Below are 16151 nucleotides of genomic sequence, written 5' to 3'. Positions count from 1 at the left end.
CCAATTCGGGATGAAGAGGCAATCGCTGGCCGCTAGTCTGCCGCCGACCAGGCGCTATGGATGGGGTCGATTAGCGCCTTTGCCGCGAAAGGCTTGGTCAGATAGGCAATACATCCGGACTCGATTGCGGCCGTGCGGCTCGAATGGTTGTCGTTGCCGGTGATATAGATGACCGGTGCCGCAACGCCATGCTCAGCAAGCCTGCGGCGCAACTCGATCCCGGAGGCATCGTCCAGATTGATGTCGATGATGATGCATGCTGCCTCGCCGCAGCCGCCATGGCCGAGCAGCGCATGTGCCGAGTCGAACAGCAGCACAGTGAAGCCGTGCGCGCGCAGAAGGCGCTTGATGCTCATGCGCATCGACGCGTCGTCGTCGACGACAAGAACAGGCTTGCACGAGGACAAGTTCGGCGGTCCTTCCAGGTATTGGCTGGCGTCAGTTTGCCGGACGATTTGGATCCAGTCGGACAACAAGCCCGACTGCAGCCCGCGCATCCGGACTACAGCATACCCTTGCCGAGCTTTGAAATAGTCCTTGTGTGCAGGTTGCTTGGTGAAGACCCGCCGGAACCACAGGCGTCGTCAGCCGGGCCGGTTGGCTTCGGGATCCAGTACGCCCAGCCGCTCCGCCATCGACACAAGTTCCGCCAGAGACTGCACCTGCATTTTCTCCATCACCTGATGGCGATGGGCCTTTACGGTGCGTTCGGCGGTGCCGAGTTCGTGGGCAATTTGCTTGTTGATCTTGCCGCGCACGATCAATTCGAACACCTGGCGTTCGCGCGGCGTCAGTGACTTCAGCCGCATCTGGAGCAAACTGAGCTTCGTGCGCTGGATGTGGTCGGCCTGCTGGCGGATCAAGGCACGCGCGAGCGCATCGAGCAGCTGTTCCGACGAGACGGGCTTGGTGAGAAAATCTTCGGCTCCGGCTTTAATGGCGCGCACGGTCGTCGCCGTATCGGCGTAGCCTGTCACGAACACGATCGGGAGCGTGGACCCGAGCCCGGTGAGGTGGCTCTGCAGCTGGGGACCGGAGAGCCCGGGTATCTGCACATCGAGCAAGATGCATCCGGGGCCATCGCCGTCCGGCAGCCGCTCGAGCAGGTCCTGGGCCGATGAATAGGTGGCGACCTCATAACCAGCGAGCTTCAGCCGGCGCTCGACGGCCGTGCGGAAGGAGGCGTCGTCGTCTACCACGTGAACCAAGCCGGGCATTTGACCTCCTGGGGGGGTCCGCAACCTTCAAATGCGCAACAAAAGCAACCAAAGAAAAATGCGCCTGAGGCAATTCATGTCGTGCAACGTATTCCGCCCTGCCCCTTGGTACAATGACCTGAGAGACAATGGCTTATAACACGGCCTTCATCGTACACCAATCGTCCGGGAAACAGCGAGGCGCTCCCGGCAGCGAAATAATCTCAGCGACGAACCAGTCAAGCGACCAGAGGAGGCGGTCCATGTTTGTGCGTATCGCAACCGACCGGTCCCCGCGCCCCAATTCTCTCCGTGACTTCGGAATGACCAGCGATCCGAATACGATCGTCAGTCTAACCGAATTCACCTACAAGAAGGGCACTGAAGTCTACGGGGAGAAAGAGCCGGCCGAGTACGTCTATCAGGTCAAGGTTGGTGCAGTGCGAAGTTACAAGCTGCTGACCGACGGCCGGCGCCAGATCGGCGCGTTTCACCTCCCGGGCGACATTTTCGGCCTCGAGAATGGCGGAGCTCATCGCTTCACGGCGGAAGCCATCATCGACACCACCGTTCACCTGATCAGGCGTCAAAGTCTTGAATTGGTGGCGAAGAGCGACGTCATGGTCGCCAAGAACCTGTTTCGCATGACCACCGCCAATCTCCATCATGCCGAGGACCACATGCTGCTCCTGGGCCGCAAGACGTCGCTTGAGCGGGTTGCAGCCTTCTTGCTCGAGATGGATAAGCGCCTGACCGCCGCGGGCGTTATCGCGCTGCCGATGTCGCGGCGCGACATTGCGGATTACCTCGGCCTGACGCTGGAGACGGTGTCCCGCGCTTTGTCGCGGCTGCACGAATTGGGCGTTCTCGGCTTCGTCGGCAATACCCAACGGCAGATCGTGCTGCAAGACCGGGCGAAGCTTGCCAGCCTCGACCTCCAGAGCTGAAGCCGAGAGTCGTTGGCAACCTACGCCGTGATCATGCAGCCAACCGTACTCGGCGGTTGATTTCAATCAACGAAAGACGACGGCTTCACCGTCCAGGTAGCAAGGTCGGAATACTTCGAACGCGAAGTACGACATTTCAGGGAGGGATTCATGCGATCGCGCAACTCATTTTCGGCCTCGTTCACGTTGGCCTCCTTGGCCATCGGGACAACGGTGGCATTTTCGAGCTTGATGGCGACGACCCGGCCGGCCGGAGCCGTCGTTTACTGCCAGTACGTGGATTATCCGCCGAGTTGCGTCGCGAGAGCCGGGGTCGTTCTACGACCGCGCCCGATCGCCCGCGAAGCAGTGCGACCTGGAACCCCGGCGAACCGAGGGGGCCCCGTCAATCGAGCTGGCCGTCGCTGAAACCGACGAGTCGTCCTCGTTCGCTCGCATCAGGAGCTAAGAGATGTCACGCATGATCTGGATTGTCATCGGCGGCACCATGCTCGCCGCTGTACCCGCGGTTGCACAGGTCGAACTGAAGACCTACGCGAATGCGGACGGCTATATCGACGTCCAGGCGCTGACCTGTGCTCAATTGGCCAACACCTTCCAGGAGGACGCGGACTACCTGATGGTCTGGTACAGCGGCTGGTACAACGGTCTTGGCAAGAAGCATCTGATGCGCGTCGACCGCACCAAGGCGCTCGAGCACGAGATCATCGTCCATTGCAAGGCAAATCCCGGCAAGAAAGTCATCCAGGCGATCGACGTTGTCTTCAACGATTACCGGGCCCGCGAAGGGATCAAGCTGAAGCGATAGATCAGTCGCGGATCTCGAGCGCCGCCAGGTGCTTGACGGTCTTGCGCAGAACCTCGAACAATACGGCGGTCGACCAGCCGAACAACAGGATGCCGTTCATCGCAGTCATGGGGCCCAGCAGGCGGCGCGCCTCGACCGGCGTGATGTCGCCATAGCCGAGCGTGGTGTAGTTGACGAAGGCAAAATAGACCAAGTCACTCCCGGCAGGCGCCACGCCGGCCATCAGGTAAGCCGCCGACCAGACGACGCTCTCCAAAGTATGCGCCACCATCAGAACGGCGGCGGTGACGACCATCACGGCCATCAGGTGCAGTCTCGGCCATACCGTATGTCGCAGCCCGGCCGAACGGGCGATCCCGATCGCGCCGACCGTGACCAGCGCGTGGATCATGATGTTCATCAGGCTGACAATGGTGCCAAGCAGGAATTGAAGCACCATTGTCCCTCCTCCCCGCGTGCCCGGTCGCCAGGCTTGCCCGCCCCGATGGCGTGAGCGCACTTCAACCTTGCTTACCCGGCTTCCGGTCGAGGCGCAGCCGTTGAGCTCTCATGCGCTTGATCTCTTCGTGAAGCGCTTCGGTCTTCTCGTCCTGCCGCTCAGTCCTTGACTTCGTCTGCTCTTCGCCGCGCAGCTTGTCGAGCGCCTTCTCGACGGAAAGCTTTCTGGTTTCAGCCATGCGCATCCTCCATTGAACAATTGCTATTGCGCCAATCCTCCGAACCAGGCGCCGAAATAGCCGGCATAAAGCGCCGGCAGCTCCAGATTCATGGAATGACCCATCCGGGGTACGGTCACGAGCCGGCAGTCCGGCATCGCCGCCGCCATGCTTTCGAGATCCGCCGGCGGTATCCACCCGTCCTGCTCGCCCCAGAGCACGAGATGCGGATGCTGGATTTCCGGCATGCGGCGCTCCAGCTCCCGGCTTTCCTTTTCCCGGTTGAGGTTGACCGGCGTGCCGATCCAGATGCCCTCGGAGACGCCAAAAGTCTGCTCAATGATGCGATCGAACAGCGCCGGGATCTCGCCGAGGCCCTCGCGGAATCGCGGGATCGCGTTCGGCGCAAGGCTTTCAGGCACGAACAGCGAGGATGCCGCGGTGGCCATCACCGTCCGCGTCAGCTGCTTGCTCGCCATCATCGCCCGGAAAAGGCCGATCTGATCGGCATTGAAGGACATTCCGAGCGGCGTGACCGGGTCGAGCGCAAACACCCGCCCGAACCGCTGCGGCTGCATCAGCAGCATCCTTGCGGCGATGATGCCGCCGGTCGAGTGGGTCGCGAGATGGCAAAATCCGACGCCCAGCGCATCCAGTGCCGCCAGCATGTCGTGCGCATGCTGCTGCATCGAGTAGTTGGCATAGTCGGCCGCGGGTTTCGGCCGATCGCTGTCGCCGCAGCCGCGCCAGTCGATTCCGATCACGCGCAGTCCGCTCGGAAACATCGGCGCAGCGAGCTCGATCCAGTCCTTGCTGGCGAGATTGCCGTGGATGAAGACGACGGTGACATCGCCTTGGCCCCACTCTCGCCAGCCCAACCGGACCTCACCCGCCTCAACCGTTGACATGGTCCGGCCTATTTGTTCAGGCCGGCCGTCGGTGCGGCGCCCGGTGGAGTCGGCGCCACCGGCAAGGCCGAGACGGCCGAACCTTTGATCATCCGATCCGTACCGAGCGGCGATGACGTATCGACCGTTCCCTTGATCACGAAGTCCACCACGTCGACCGGGAATTCCACCGGATTGTCGGTGTGGATGAAGTGACCGGTCTCCGGATAGATCTTGAGGATCGGCCGGTTGCCCGCACTGGTCATGCGCGACATGAACGGCGTGATGACGTCGCGTCCGAGGTCCGTCAAGCCGTTGAACGCCGGCGTCGGGATGAACGGCTCCTTGTCGCCGAAGGAGATGAAGATCGGCGCCTTGATCTGGGCCACCCGCTGGTAGAGGTTCTTCGGGTCATCCTGCTGCAGCTCGGACCCTATCGAATAGATGTCGTAAATGAAGACGTTGGCCCATTGCTCGAGCTCCTTCGGGTTGCCCTTGATGAGCCCGACGCGCTGCTCCGTGTGGAAGCGGGCATATTCGCTGTCGCTGTAGAAATAGCCGCTCTTCGCCGCCGACACGGCGTTGGTCTCCGGATCACGCTTCTTGAAATAGAAGAAGTCGCGGACACTCTGCTCCGGGCGTCCGACCTCCGCGGCAAGGATGCCGGTCGGACCCCAGGTTTCCTTCCACTTGTCGAAATCATGATCGAACACCTGATCGAACAGGCGCGCCTTCTTGTCCTTGGCGATCGTGATGTCGCGCGGATACTCTTCAAGGCCCGAGGGTGCTTCGAGCGCAAGGCCCAGGACGGCGTCCGGCCACGTGAGCGCATAGCCCATGACGACCTGGCCGCCGAGCGAATGACCGAGGTAATAGGCCTTCTTGACGCCGAGCTGATTGACCACGAGATCGTACACGGCCTCGCGCATGTCCTGCATCGTCCGCGCCGGGCTCTTGTCGAGATTACCGGGACCGGACATGCCGTAGTGCGGCAGGTCCGGCACGATCACGCGCAGGCCGCTACGCAGGGCATATTGCATGACGTTACCGTAGTGCCCGCCGAACGCGCCTTTGCCATGAATGATGACGAGCACCTTTGGATCCTTATCGGTGCCCGCGTACTCGTCCATGTAGCCGATCTGCCAGGACGTGCCCCGCTTGTCTTTCGTGGTCGCGTATTTGACAGGATAAGGGTAGGTCACAAAGTCCTTCCAGAACGACTTGTCCGGATCGATGTTCGCGGCCACGCCGGGCGCGCGATAATTCTTGTCGACGTATTTCTGCGCGCGGTCGAGGCTCGCCACGTCGTCCATGAAGGCGACGAACTTCGGATCGTGCTTGCGGTGGTTGACGATCGAGAACACGCCGTAATGGGCGACCGGGCTCTCCTCGGAGATCAGCTGGGCCCCCGGCACGCGATCGACGGCGCGCTCGGCAAGCTTGAAGTTCAGCCAGCCATCGTTGGTGATGTGCATCACCATCGTGCGCGCCTGAATGCGGCCCAGATAGGGATTGACGTTGTGAATCTCACCCACCCTGTTGCGCCAGACGAGATCGACCGCGTCGTAGAGCTTGGCGCGCGTGATCACGCTGCTGGCGGCCTTCTCGTTCGGCGGGTCCCAGTAGAATACTTCCGGCTGCACGGCCGCAAAGCTCTGCGTCGTGCGGAAAGCGAAGTCGTAGCCGGTCAGGCCGAGCACCGACCAGCCGAAGGCGATGCCGGGAATCGGGTGCTTCTCTTTCGGCAGCTTGTAGTAATCGCCTTTGGTCTGCTGCCACACCGGATCGGCCTCGATCGCGGCGGTCATGAGCTGGAAGGTCCAGTTGCCGACGGGGTCCTCGGAATCCGACTGGGTGGTGCCGCCGATCGGCATCAAGCCGCCCATGAACTCCGGATGCATGACGCCCCAGACATAGGTCTGCGTGCCTCCCATCGAGACGCCGGTGACCAAGGCAGCGCGGGCGATCTTCAAGCCGTCCCGCAGCATGCGGTAGTTCGCCTGGACCATGTCGTAGTAGCTGTATTGCGGAAACTTGATGCCGAGACCATCGGACGGTTTGCTCGCACCCCAGGTGCCAAGCGGATCGACCATGACGACATAGTAGCGATTGGTATCGATTGGCCGGCCCGGCCCGATGATCGGCACGCCACCCGACAAGGCAGCACCCTTGACCCACTGCTCGTACATGTCCGTCGAATCGCCGGAATAGTACGAGTTGATGATCACGGCATTGGTGATCTCCCCGGCAGCATTGCGCCGCGGCGTGCCGACGGCGATGTAGGCCGAGTGCAGCTTGCCCGCCCCGAGCGACTCCAGCGTCACGCCGCCTTCGCCACCATTCTCCCATTTCGACGGATCGGACAGATCGTACTTGCCGCCGAGGCGAAAGTTCGGGATCTCGACCGTCTTCTTCAGCTCATCATGCTGCATCTGCGACGAGCGGCGGCTGTAGGGCTGCGCGACCGCCAACGCGGTCCCCACCAACAGCAACAGCAGACTCACACAGCAATGCCGAATGAAATTCTTTCCGGCCATGGCGGCTTCCTCCTGGCAATTTTGTCAAAAGGCTAGGTACGCGATCGTGGCCGACCCTTGATCTAACTCAATGGATCGCTGTCTTCGTGGACGAGCATTGTGGTTGCCATCCATCTGGTCCGGACCTCGCAATGCCCTTTCTCAGTCACGGCTCGTATCGCATCCGCTATGAGCTTGACGGGCCAGCGAACGCTCCCGCCTATGTGCTGGTCAACGGGCTTACACAATATGCCGCGCTCTGGGCCGCGTATCGTGAAGCCCTGGTTGCGCGGCAATTCCGCGTCGCGACGTTCGACCTGCTCGGCCAGGGGGAGTCCGACAAGCCCGCTCTCTTCATCAGCCAGGATGATCAGGTGGCGGCGCTTCATCTCCTGGTCGACGAACTCGGCGACGGACCCATTTTTCTCGCCGGTATCAGCTTCGGCGGCCTGATCGCGCTACGCTACGCGATCGAGCACGGCGAGCGGCTGGCCGGGCTGGCGCCGATGAGCTGCTTCGCGGAGCTTCCGCCGCAACTGTTCCTGCTTGGCAACGCACTCCGCACCGGGCTGATCCTGGGCGGCACCAGCTACCTGCAGGATTTGTTGCTGCCAATGAACGTCTCCGATCAATGGCTAGGGCCTGTACTGGACAAGCTCGACAGCGTGAAACGGCAGGGCTGGCTGGTCAACGACGTCTTCGCGTTGCAAAACTTGATGGAGTCCTTCCTCGACTTCCGTCCGCTGACGCCGCAACTGTCGTCGATCACCCTGCCGACCATGATCCTGAACGGCGAGTTCGACTTCCTGACGCCCCGCGCAGTCCATGAGACCCTGCGCGCCGAGATTCCGAACAGCGCGCTCGTGATCATCCAGCGCGCCTATCACGCCTTCACACTGGAGAAGCCGGCGCTGACCGCAGACCTGCTCGCCCGCTTCGCCGAGGGCGTGCTGGCCGGCCACTGGCAGGGCAACAAGGCTGTCTGGATCGCGCCGGAAGAGGCCGGCGGTGAGCTCATTGCGTTTCCCGCCGGCTACGATCATCTGCGTGCCATTCCCGTGCAGGGACCGGCCACATGAGCGAATTCCTTGGACCGCTCGACCCGCAAGGCCGTGTGCCGCCGCAGCAGCAGACTCGCGTCGCCGCGTTCTTGACCTCCGCCCATGGCGCGTTGGCGCGGCAGTTCGCGTTCGCGCTGCCCGCAAAGCTCGTGTCCGCCTGGCAGACCGAATTGAACGCGCAGGTCTACCATGAGGCGGAGATCGTCTCCCTGCTGCTTCGGGCGACGTCCTGGGTCCCAGACCTTGCGCTGGGGTACCTATCGATGTCCTGGGAGACGGCATGGTTTCCGCAACCAGCCGAAGGCATTCCGGATCAGCCGCTGGCGCGGGCAGTCGGCCTGGCAACACTCGCGCATGCCGTGCATGCCGGCATAAGGCCGGCAGCTTTGCTCCCGAGGGAAGCCAATGCCGACGATCCCTTCGTCATGGCCTTGCGGCGCATCGAACTGGAGAGCGGCAGGCTGCTGCAGGCGCAAATCCTGTTTCTGAAAGGACCGGAACTACTGCCCCATCGCGACGCTGTCAGCGCTACGCTCGAACATCGCCACGTCGAGATTCGCAAGCTATGGACCAGCGCGCTCCAAGGCGTCGGCATCGCGGTCCACGAATCATGAGAAGCCTTGACGCAGATCAAGGGACCGGGATGAACGCAAAGCGAGCATTCCACCCTCGCTTCCTTGATCTCTGCCGACTGGAGTTGGAACCATGAGGGCCGTTTCCATCGAAGAAGCCGTCGCGATGATCCCGGCGGGCGCAAGCATCATGGTCGGGGGCTTCATGGGGGTCGGCACGCCGTTGCGTCTGCTCGACGAGCTCGTCCGGCAACGAAAGGCAGGGCTCTCCATCATCAGCAACGACGCTGCGTTGCCCGGCAAGGGGGTCGGGAAGCTGTTCGATGCGGAACTGGTCTCGCGTCTCACCGCGACCCATATCGGCCTCAATCCGAAGGCGCAGCAACAGATGCTGGCCAAGCAAATCGCAGTCGATTTGATTCCACAGGGCACCTTCGTCGAGCGCATCCGCGCAGGCGGGTGCGGTCTCGGTGGCGTCCTCACGCCGACCGGCGTCGGCACGCTGGTCGCGGAGGGCAAGCGCCAGATCGAAGTCGACGGAAAACCGTTCCTGCTCGAGACCGCATTGCGGGCGCAGTTCGCGCTCGTGCACGCTTTTCTCGCCGATTACCTCGGCAATCTCTCCTATGCGCTGACCGCGCGCAACTTCAATCCGGTCATGGCGATGGCGGCGGACACCGTGATCGTGACGGCGGAACACATCGTGCCCGTTGGCGTCATCGCGCCCGACCACGTCGTGACGCCGGCGCCGCTGGTCGACTATCTCATTACCAACCCAAACGGGTGAAGCCATGGACGCACAGGAGATCATCGCCCGACGCGTCGCCAGGGAGCTCAGAAGCGGCGACCTCGTCAATCTCGGCATCGGCATTCCGACGCTCGTCGCCAACTACGTCCCGGCGGGGCTGAGCGTGTTCTTTCAGTCGGAAAATGGATTGATCGGCACGGGCCCGATTCCGGAGCAAGGGTTGGAGCACCCTCTTCTGACCGACGCCGGCGGCCGCCCGATCAGCGCGCTGCCGGGGGCCAGCACCTTCGACAGCGCGATGTCGTTCGGACTGATCCGCGGCGGCCACGTCGATGTCACCGTGCTCGGCGGGCTCCAGGTCGATGCACACGGACTTCTCGCCAACTGGATGATCCCCGGCAAGATGGTTCCGGGCATGGGCGGCGCGATGGACCTCGTCAGCGGCGCCAAGCGGGTCATCGTCGCCATGCAGCACGCTGCGAAAGGCAAGTCCAAGATCGTCGCCAAATGCACGCTGCCGTTGACGTCGGTCCGGCCGGTGCAGCTGGTCGTGACAGACATGGCGGTGATCGGCTTTCCTGACGGCAAGGCCACATTGCTGGAGATTGCTCCCGGCATCAGCGTGGGCGAGGTCATGGCGGTGACGGACGCCGAACTCGTCGTGCCCGACGACATCCCGGAAATGAAGATCTGAGCAGGCCACCATCATGCGCATATTCAGCAACTTCGACGAGATCAAATCCGCGGTCGGTACCGAGATCGGCGTCAGCGACTGGATCGAGGTGACGCAGGATCGCATCAACCAGTTCGCCGAGGCGACTTGCGACGAGCAGTGGATCCACGTCGATCAGGAGCGCGCCAGGAGGGAAGCGCCAGGCGGCACCACCATCGCGCACGGCCTGCTGTCCCTGTCGCTCGCGCCTCTTTTCATTCGTTCGGTGATGGGCCTGAAGGGCCTGCGCAACACCCTGAACTACGGCGCGGATCGAATCCGATATCTTGCCCCCGTCCCCGCCGGATCGAGGCTGCGCGGGCGGATCACGGTCGCCGAAGCCGAGGACGTGCCGCCGGACGGCCTGCGCGTCAACTATCATCTCGTCATCGAGATCGAGGGCGGCAAGAAGCCGGCCTGCGTCGCCGAGCTGATCGCGCTGCATTATCGCTAGGTGTGCAGCCACGGCTGGGCTGCCGCAATCCGGAGGATGCCGTCAATAGGCTCGTGGATATCGCGGGTATCCCCCACGGGGGAAAGCCTGAGCGAAGTACGGGTTTATCACGCATGTGGCGGCTCGACCGAATGCTGAAGCCTGACACTGCGGCAGCGATGTGTAGCTGCAATCGATCCATTCGCCTCCGCCCAAGGACCCTTCATAGACCTTCATGCATACGGCGTAGCGGGGATCGTAGGTTTGTGCCTGCGCCGGCACGAAATGGATCGCGAGCAGAAACAGGCTCAACCCAAGCGCACGCACCTGAACCTCCTCCGTCAATCAGTCGATGATGTGATAGCCGCCGTCGATATAGAGAACGCCGCCGGTGATCAGCTTGGCCCCGTCGAGCGCCAGGAACGCCGTGGCATTGCCGACGTCCTCGATGCTGACGAGACTGCGGGTCGGCGCGGTGGACTGCGCCTTGTCCATGAGATCATCGAATTCCGGGATGCCCGATGCCGCGCGCGTGGCGAGCGGGCCCGGTGAGATCGCGTGAACACGGATGCCCTTCGGACCGAGTTCGGCCGCAATGTAGCGGACCGCCGCTTCAAGCGCGGCCTTGGCCACCCCCATCACGTTGTAGTTCTTCACGACCATCTGGCTGCCGTAATAGGTCATCGTGAACATCGTGCCGCCGTTCTTCATCAGCGGCTCGGCGAGATGCGCCATCCGCATGAACGACCAGCAGGAGACATCCATCGTCTTCAGGAAACCGTCGCGCCCGACATCCACAACGCGGCCGTGCAGCGCCTCCTTCGGCGAAAATGCAATCGAATGCAGCAGGAAATCGAGTTGCCCCCACTCGCTTGCAATCCGCTCGAACACCTGTTCGGTCTGGCCTTCCACCATGACGTCCAGCGGCATGAAGATCGGCGCTTCCAGCGCATGCGCGAGCGGTTCGACATGCTTCTTGGCACGGTCATTGAGGTAGGTGACGGCGAGCTCCGCCCCGAGGGCGCGAAACGCCCTTGCGCAGCCCCAGGCGATGGATTGGTCGTTGGCGATGCCGACGATGAGGCCTTTTTTACCCTTCAGGGCAACCTTGGTATCCGGGAACACGGGGATCATGACGCCCTCTCTTGTCTGGAGTTGCTTGATGGCTGCTTCATCAGCAGCGACAGCGTGTGCTGCGCGATCATCAGTTCCTCGTCGGTCGGTACGACATAGACGGGGATACGACTCTCGGCACGCGATATCAGCCGCGAATTGCGAGAATTGCCGGCGTGGTCGAGGCTGACACCGAGCCATCCGAGCTGCTCGACCACACGGGCGCGAATCGTCGCGGAATTCTCGCCAATGCCGGCAGTGAAGACGAAGGCGTCCAAACCTTGCAATGCGGCCGCGAGCATGCCGGCATTGAGGCAGATCCGATGCACGAAATAGTCGATCGCCAGCTTGGCCTTGGCGTCGTCGCTGGCCTCGAGCTCCCGCATGTCGTTGCTGACGCCCGAGAGTCCCTTCAGTCCGCAATCGCGATAGAGAAAGTCCTGAACGTTCGATGCCGACATGCCCTTCTCGGAGATGAGATAGAGCACGACACCGGGGTCGAGCTGGCCGGGCCGCGTGCCCATCGGCAGCCCGTCCAACGCCGTGAAGCCCATGGTGCTTTCGACGCTTCGTCCCTCGTTGAGCGCGCACATCGAGGCGCCGCTACCCAGATGAGCCACGATGACCCGCCGGTTCGCGATGTCGGGCGCAATCTGCGGCAGGGCCTTCGCGACATATTCGTAAGACAGCCCGTGGAAACCATAGCGGCGCACCCCCTCGGCATGGAGCTGATGCGGGATCGCGTAGTGATCGGCGACCGCGCTGTGCGTTCGATGAAAGGCGGTATCGAAGCAGGCCACCTGCGGCAAGCTCGGGAAGCCGGCAAGGATCGACCGGATCGGCGCCAGATTGTGCGGCTGGTGCAGTGGTGCGAGATTGACGAAGCGTTCCAGGCGGGCGACAATGCCGTGATCGATCGATACCGGCCGGTCAAAGTCCGGGCCGCCATGCACGACGCGGTGTCCGACCGCGATCGGGTGGATGCGAAGCTCGTCCCGCAACCAGCTCCCGGCGATCTCCATCGCCGCCGGAACGTCCGCGACGGCCTCGATCGGATACGCTCGCTCGGCCAGCGTCTCACCGTTCGCACCACTCGCCCGCAACCGTGGTCGGCTGGCAATGCCGTCGATCTGGCCCTTGATCTGCCGGCGAAGGATACCCTCTCCCTCGACAGAAAAGATCTGGAACTTGACGCTCGAGGAACCTGCGTTGACGACGAGGATCGTATCCATCGCGGTCACGCAGCGACTGTCGGCGCATGTTGGCGCCGGGCGTTGGCATAGAGCGACGCCACCGCGCAGGACGCCATGCGCGCACGGGGCGTGTCTGCCCGGGACGTCAGCACGACCGGCACCCGGGCGCCGAGCACGATGCCGGCGCCGTCGGCCTTGGCGAAGTAGGCGAGATTCTTCGCCAGCATGTTGCCGGCTTCGAGATCGGGAACGACGAGGATCTGGGCTCGCCCGGCAACTTCGGACTTGATGCCCTTGATCCGTGCCGCCTCGGGATCGATGGCGTTGTCGAAGGCCAGCGGCCCGTCGAGCACGCCGCCACTGATCTGGCCGCGGTCGGCCATCTTGCACAGGGCGGCCGCCTCGATCGTCGATGGGATCTTTGATGTCACGGTTTCCACGGCCGACAGGATCGCCACGCGCGGCGATTTTCCAAAGCCGGCCTGGTTGTACAGATCAATGGCGTTCTGGATGATGTCCCGCTTGGCATCGAGATCGGGAAAGATGTTGATGGCGGCGTCGGTGACGAGCAGCGTGTCGGCATAGGCCGGAACATCCATCACGAAGACGTGGCTGATACGGCGGTCGGTGCGCAGGCCGCCCACTTTGGCCGTGATGGCGCGCATGAGTTCGTCGGTATGCAGGCTACCTTTCATCAGCATCTCGCCCCTGCCTGCATGGATCAGCTCGACGCTCCTGGACGCGGCCTCCTCGCTATGCGCGGCATCGACGATCTCGAAGCCGGAGATATCGAGATCGTGCCTGCCCGCCGTCTCCCTGATCTTTCTCTCGGGTCCGACCAGGATCGGTCGGATGATCCCGGCTTGCGCGCTATCGACGGCTCCGCGCAACGAGGTTTCATCGCAAGGATGCACCACCACGGTCGGCACCGGCGGCACGGCCTTCGCTGCCGCAATCAAGCGATCGTACTTGCTGGGAGACTGCGCTGGCCTCGTATCGGCTGACATGATCTCGCTCCCGCCTCTTCCATGAACGCCTAAGATGCTTTCGCCTTTGGGTCGAAAGGGGTAATGTTTGACGTTCCCCCTTCCGCCTCGACGCCGAACAGCGCGGCAATACGCTGCAGGCGGCTTGCACGCTCGCCGGTGATTTCGCCGCTCGCGGAAAGGACCTCGCGGATCATTGTGAATGCCGCGAGTCGTTGCGCGACATCTTCTGGAAGCATCTTCGGGATCGCGGCCAGGGCGCCTTGCTGGTCGAGCAACAGCATGAAGAACTGCTCGCGCACCAGCATCTTGAACTCGGGCAGCGTCAAACGCGAACCGCCGGCATCGCGGCGTATCTGACGCAGCGCCTCGATGCTCCGCTCGTCGACCATTCCGCGGGCCGAGCCGATATAGAGCAGGCCGCGAATGGCGGCTTCACGAAGACCGCCCTCGCCCACCCTGGACTTCAGTTCGGCGATTCGCTTCTCGAGCATTGTCCGGTGCTCCGCCGACATCTCGCGCTTGCGCGAAGACTCCCAGTTCGGATCGATCCCGACCGCCGCCTGAAGTGCAGGCGAGCCATAGACATTGAGGAAGATCGTCTCGCTCAGGGCTTCCTGTGCGTCGCGCCAGCTATCCAGCGCATGAACGATCTGCTTGGACATCTGCTCCTGGAAGGCCAGGAACGGATTGTCCTTTGCCACAGGCTTGCGTTTTTCCTCGATCTCCTCGGCGGCCGTCTTCACGGCGCCCATCCAGGGATTCCGGCTGCTGAGGACCTCGTACTGCAATCGCAGCGGATGCAGGTTGCGCATGGTCTCCGCCATCTGTGGCGTGACCATCTTCTTGATCCAGGGCTGCACGAACTTCCGGTACGCCGCGAGATTCATCTCGGAGACGCGTTTTGCGGCCGCAAAGCGCCGCTCGTCCTCGGGCGAATTGCCGCCCATGGCGCGGATATCGTCGAGCGTTCGCGCCTCGCAGCGCATCACCCATTGTCCAACGACGAGATCGGAACTCGTGGTCTCCTCACCCTTGGCCTCGAACGTCGCTTCATAAAGTCCAGGCGGCAGGATATCGATCAGGTCGATGTTGCTGGAGAACTCCGCATGCTCCTTCTTCGCGACGCCGCCGGAGACGAAGATGCCGAGGTGCCCGATGCTTTCGTGAACGGTGTAGACGATGGTTTGTCCATATGCCCTGATCTCGTTGACGTCTGCATAGCAATCGAGAATCCAGTCCAGTGCCTGCTGCGGCGGCGTGACATTGTCGCCCTTGGAGCAGAACACCACGATCGGCGACCTGATATTGCGCAGATCGACCTTCTGCCCGTCCGACATCTCGATCTTGCCGGCCGCGAGATTGTTGCCGATGAAGAGCTCATCGACGATGAACTGGATCTCCTCGGCGTTCAGGTTGACGTGCCCACCCCACCAGCGCTCGAAATCCAGGTAGCGATCGGCCTCGGTATCGACCTTGGAATAGACGTTGTATTGCTTGGTCCAGAGCGTGTTGGATGGATTCTGGTTCTCGAAGTTCTGCACCAGCCAGGCGCCATCGAACTTTCCGGCGCCGAGATCGCTGGTCAATGCAGTCAGCCAGCTCCCTCCCAACAGGCCGCCGGAATAACGCATCGGATATTTGCCGTGCACACCGGCCCAGTAAGCGAGCGGCGCGCCGGCGATGATCAATGGCCCGAATAATTCAGGCCGCAGCGACGCCAGGATCATGACGGCCCAGCCGGCCTGGCAATTGCCGATCACGCAGGGCTTGCCGTCGGCTTTCGGATGCAGGCTGATGACCTTCTCGATGAACAGCGCCTCGGCGCGAGCGATGCGCTCGATGGTCTGCCCCGGCATCGGCTCCGGCAGAAAGCCGATGAAGTAGCAGGGATGCCCCGCTTTCATGGCAACGCCGATCTCGCTGTCCGCCTTGAAGCCGCCGATTCCCGGACCGTGTCCCGCGCGCGGATCGACCACGATGAACGGCCGCCGTTCGAGATCGATCTCGACCCCCTTGGGTGGAATGATGCGCACCAGCGCGTAGTTGACGGGCTCGTCGAGCTTGCGCCCATCGATGATCAGTTCAGCGGCATATTGGAGGACATGCGGCGCCGTCTGCGCGACGTGCTCGCGATACTGGTCGCCGCGCTGGCGCATGATGTCCAGAAACAACACGCTCCGCTGCCCTGCATCGACCATGTATTCGACGGCCGCGGCGACGACCCCGGACAGGGGACCACCCGGCAGGTTCAAGTTTTCCATCGTCATGTCCCGATCTCGCTGTCGTACGCATTCAGAAGGCGCTTCCGCGAGGCGCCACC

The 16151-nt window shown here is 62.6% G+C and carries 18 protein-coding genes; 7 read left to right on the top strand and 11 right to left on the bottom strand.

The genetic code is table 11. From position 1 onward, the window contains the following. Window positions 1–32: 32 nt before the first annotated feature. Window positions 33–497, bottom strand: coding sequence for a response regulator (locus tag FJV43_RS26740; protein WP_345946102.1), 465 nt, complete (start codon window positions 495–497; stop codon window positions 33–35). Between the two features lie 87 nt (window positions 498–584). Continuing rightward, on the bottom strand, window positions 585–1217 hold the full coding sequence (locus FJV43_RS26735) for a response regulator (protein ID WP_239622022.1): 633 nt from the start codon (window positions 1215–1217) through the stop codon (window positions 585–587). 242 nt (window positions 1218–1459) lie between these two features. On the opposite strand from FJV43_RS26735, the gene FJV43_RS26730 reads away from it, so the two are divergent. Together FJV43_RS26730 and FJV43_RS26725 are read left to right on the top strand one after the other, a co-directional pair. After that, the gene (locus tag FJV43_RS26730; protein ID WP_239629615.1) at window positions 1460–2143 is read left to right on the top strand and encodes a helix-turn-helix domain-containing protein; all 684 of its coding nucleotides are present in this window, start codon (window positions 1460–1462) and stop codon (window positions 2141–2143) included. A 451-nt stretch (window positions 2144–2594) separates the two neighbouring features. After that, window positions 2595–2951, top strand: coding sequence for an HdeA/HdeB family chaperone (locus FJV43_RS26725; RefSeq protein ID WP_239622021.1), 357 nt, complete (start codon window positions 2595–2597; stop codon window positions 2949–2951). A 1-nt stretch (window position 2952) separates the two neighbouring features. Here the strand turns inward: FJV43_RS26725 and FJV43_RS26720 are convergent, their stop codons facing one another. From FJV43_RS26720 to FJV43_RS26705, 4 genes are all read right to left on the bottom strand, one after another. Further along, a complete protein-coding gene (locus FJV43_RS26720) occupies window positions 2953–3390 on the bottom strand; it encodes a potassium channel family protein (RefSeq protein WP_239622020.1) in 438 nt (145 codons plus the stop codon). A 61-nt stretch (window positions 3391–3451) separates the two neighbouring features. Next, window positions 3452–3628, bottom strand: coding sequence for a hypothetical protein (locus tag FJV43_RS26715; RefSeq protein WP_239622019.1), 177 nt, complete (start codon window positions 3626–3628; stop codon window positions 3452–3454). A gap of 23 nt (window positions 3629–3651) precedes the next feature. Beyond that, window positions 3652–4515: an alpha/beta hydrolase gene (locus tag FJV43_RS26710; protein WP_239622018.1), complete on the bottom strand. Its 864-nt coding sequence runs from the start codon at window positions 4513–4515 to the stop codon at window positions 3652–3654. Between the two features lie 8 nt (window positions 4516–4523). Next, window positions 4524–7031 carry an alpha/beta hydrolase gene (locus tag FJV43_RS26705; protein WP_239622017.1) on the bottom strand — a complete coding sequence of 836 codons (2508 nt, stop codon included), beginning with the start codon at window positions 7029–7031 and terminating at the stop codon, window positions 4524–4526. A gap of 131 nt (window positions 7032–7162) precedes the next feature. Here FJV43_RS26705 and FJV43_RS26700 point away from each other — a divergent pair, with 131 nt between their 5' ends. The 5 genes from FJV43_RS26700 to FJV43_RS26680 all read left to right on the top strand — a co-directional run bounded on the left by FJV43_RS26700 (window position 7163) and on the right by FJV43_RS26680 (window position 10557). Next, a complete protein-coding gene (locus FJV43_RS26700) occupies window positions 7163–8089 on the top strand; it encodes an alpha/beta hydrolase (protein ID WP_239622016.1) in 927 nt (308 codons plus the stop codon). Then, on the top strand, window positions 8086–8685 hold the full coding sequence (locus tag FJV43_RS26695; protein WP_239622015.1) for a hypothetical protein: 600 nt from the start codon (window positions 8086–8088) through the stop codon (window positions 8683–8685). Before FJV43_RS26700 ends, FJV43_RS26695 begins: the two co-directional genes overlap by 4 nt. 91 nt (window positions 8686–8776) lie before the next feature. Beyond that, a complete protein-coding gene (locus tag FJV43_RS26690) occupies window positions 8777–9430 on the top strand; it encodes a CoA transferase subunit A (protein ID WP_239622014.1) in 654 nt (217 codons plus the stop codon). A 4-nt stretch (window positions 9431–9434) separates the two neighbouring features. Beyond that, window positions 9435–10085 (top strand): 3-oxoacid CoA-transferase subunit B, encoded by a 651-nt coding sequence (locus tag FJV43_RS26685; RefSeq protein WP_239622013.1) that lies wholly within the window; start codon window positions 9435–9437, stop codon window positions 10083–10085. Between the two features lie 13 nt (window positions 10086–10098). Then, window positions 10099–10557: a MaoC family dehydratase gene (locus FJV43_RS26680; protein WP_239622012.1), complete on the top strand. Its 459-nt coding sequence runs from the start codon at window positions 10099–10101 to the stop codon at window positions 10555–10557. A gap of 42 nt (window positions 10558–10599) precedes the next feature. Here the strand turns inward: FJV43_RS26680 and FJV43_RS26675 are convergent, their stop codons facing one another. The 5 genes from FJV43_RS26675 to FJV43_RS26655 are packed head-to-tail and all read right to left on the bottom strand — an operon-like array spanning window position 10600 to window position 16098. Then, window positions 10600–10863, bottom strand: coding sequence for a DUF3551 domain-containing protein (locus FJV43_RS26675; RefSeq protein ID WP_239622011.1), 264 nt, complete (start codon window positions 10861–10863; stop codon window positions 10600–10602). Between the two features lie 18 nt (window positions 10864–10881). Continuing rightward, entirely contained in the window at window positions 10882–11670 is a 789-nt protein-coding gene (gene fabI, locus FJV43_RS26670; protein ID WP_239622010.1) for an enoyl-ACP reductase FabI, read from the bottom strand. Continuing rightward, window positions 11667–12881, bottom strand: a complete 1215-nt coding sequence (locus FJV43_RS26665; protein WP_239622009.1) for an acetate/propionate family kinase — start codon at window positions 12879–12881, stop codon at window positions 11667–11669. The genes fabI and FJV43_RS26665 overlap by 4 nt, the downstream gene beginning before the upstream one ends. Window positions 12882–12886: 5 nt before the next feature. Next, window positions 12887–13849 carry a phosphate acetyltransferase gene (locus FJV43_RS26660; RefSeq protein ID WP_239622008.1) on the bottom strand — a complete coding sequence of 321 codons (963 nt, stop codon included), beginning with the start codon at window positions 13847–13849 and terminating at the stop codon, window positions 12887–12889. A 29-nt stretch (window positions 13850–13878) separates the two neighbouring features. Then, complete coding sequence (locus FJV43_RS26655; protein ID WP_239622007.1) at window positions 13879–16098, bottom strand: DUF3141 domain-containing protein; 2220 nt, start codon at window positions 16096–16098, stop codon at window positions 13879–13881. Between the last annotated feature and the right edge of the window lie 53 nt (window positions 16099–16151).

The sequence above is a fragment of the Bradyrhizobium sp. I71 genome, assembly GCF_022354745.1.
Classification (GTDB): Bacteria; Pseudomonadota; Alphaproteobacteria; order Rhizobiales; family Xanthobacteraceae; genus Bradyrhizobium; species Bradyrhizobium liaoningense.
The sequence above is the reverse complement of the archived record's forward strand: the minus strand, read 5'-3'. Positions and strand labels throughout refer to the sequence as shown.

What these genes read in the sequence shown, in the direction of transcription:
- FJV43_RS26740 (WP_345946102.1), bottom strand. Translation starts at nt 497, where the DNA reads ATGCGCGGGCTGCAGTCGGGCTTGTTGTCCGACTGGATCCAAATCGTC.
- FJV43_RS26735 (WP_239622022.1), bottom strand. Translation starts at nt 1,217, where the DNA reads ATGCCCGGCTTGGTTCACGTGGTAGACGACGACGCCTCCTTCCGCACG.
- FJV43_RS26730 (WP_239629615.1), top strand. Translation starts at nt 1,460, where the DNA reads ATGTTTGTGCGTATCGCAACCGACCGGTCCCCGCGCCCCAATTCTCTC.
- FJV43_RS26725 (WP_239622021.1), top strand. Translation starts at nt 2,595, where the DNA reads ATGTCACGCATGATCTGGATTGTCATCGGCGGCACCATGCTCGCCGCT.
- FJV43_RS26720 (WP_239622020.1), bottom strand. Translation starts at nt 3,390, where the DNA reads ATGGTGCTTCAATTCCTGCTTGGCACCATTGTCAGCCTGATGAACATC.
- FJV43_RS26715 (WP_239622019.1), bottom strand. Translation starts at nt 3,628, where the DNA reads ATGGCTGAAACCAGAAAGCTTTCCGTCGAGAAGGCGCTCGACAAGCTG.
- FJV43_RS26710 (WP_239622018.1), bottom strand. Translation starts at nt 4,515, where the DNA reads ATGTCAACGGTTGAGGCGGGTGAGGTCCGGTTGGGCTGGCGAGAGTGG.
- FJV43_RS26705 (WP_239622017.1), bottom strand. Translation starts at nt 7,031, where the DNA reads ATGGCCGGAAAGAATTTCATTCGGCATTGCTGTGTGAGTCTGCTGTTG.
- FJV43_RS26700 (WP_239622016.1), top strand. Translation starts at nt 7,163, where the DNA reads ATGCCCTTTCTCAGTCACGGCTCGTATCGCATCCGCTATGAGCTTGAC.
- FJV43_RS26695 (WP_239622015.1), top strand. Translation starts at nt 8,086, where the DNA reads ATGAGCGAATTCCTTGGACCGCTCGACCCGCAAGGCCGTGTGCCGCCG.
- FJV43_RS26690 (WP_239622014.1), top strand. Translation starts at nt 8,777, where the DNA reads ATGAGGGCCGTTTCCATCGAAGAAGCCGTCGCGATGATCCCGGCGGGC.
- FJV43_RS26685 (WP_239622013.1), top strand. Translation starts at nt 9,435, where the DNA reads ATGGACGCACAGGAGATCATCGCCCGACGCGTCGCCAGGGAGCTCAGA.
- FJV43_RS26680 (WP_239622012.1), top strand. Translation starts at nt 10,099, where the DNA reads ATGCGCATATTCAGCAACTTCGACGAGATCAAATCCGCGGTCGGTACC.
- fabI (WP_239622010.1), bottom strand. Translation starts at nt 11,670, where the DNA reads ATGATCCCCGTGTTCCCGGATACCAAGGTTGCCCTGAAGGGTAAAAAA.
- FJV43_RS26665 (WP_239622009.1), bottom strand. Translation starts at nt 12,881, where the DNA reads ATGGATACGATCCTCGTCGTCAACGCAGGTTCCTCGAGCGTCAAGTTC.
- FJV43_RS26660 (WP_239622008.1), bottom strand. Translation starts at nt 13,849, where the DNA reads ATGTCAGCCGATACGAGGCCAGCGCAGTCTCCCAGCAAGTACGATCGC.
- FJV43_RS26655 (WP_239622007.1), bottom strand. Translation starts at nt 16,098, where the DNA reads ATGACGATGGAAAACTTGAACCTGCCGGGTGGTCCCCTGTCCGGGGTC.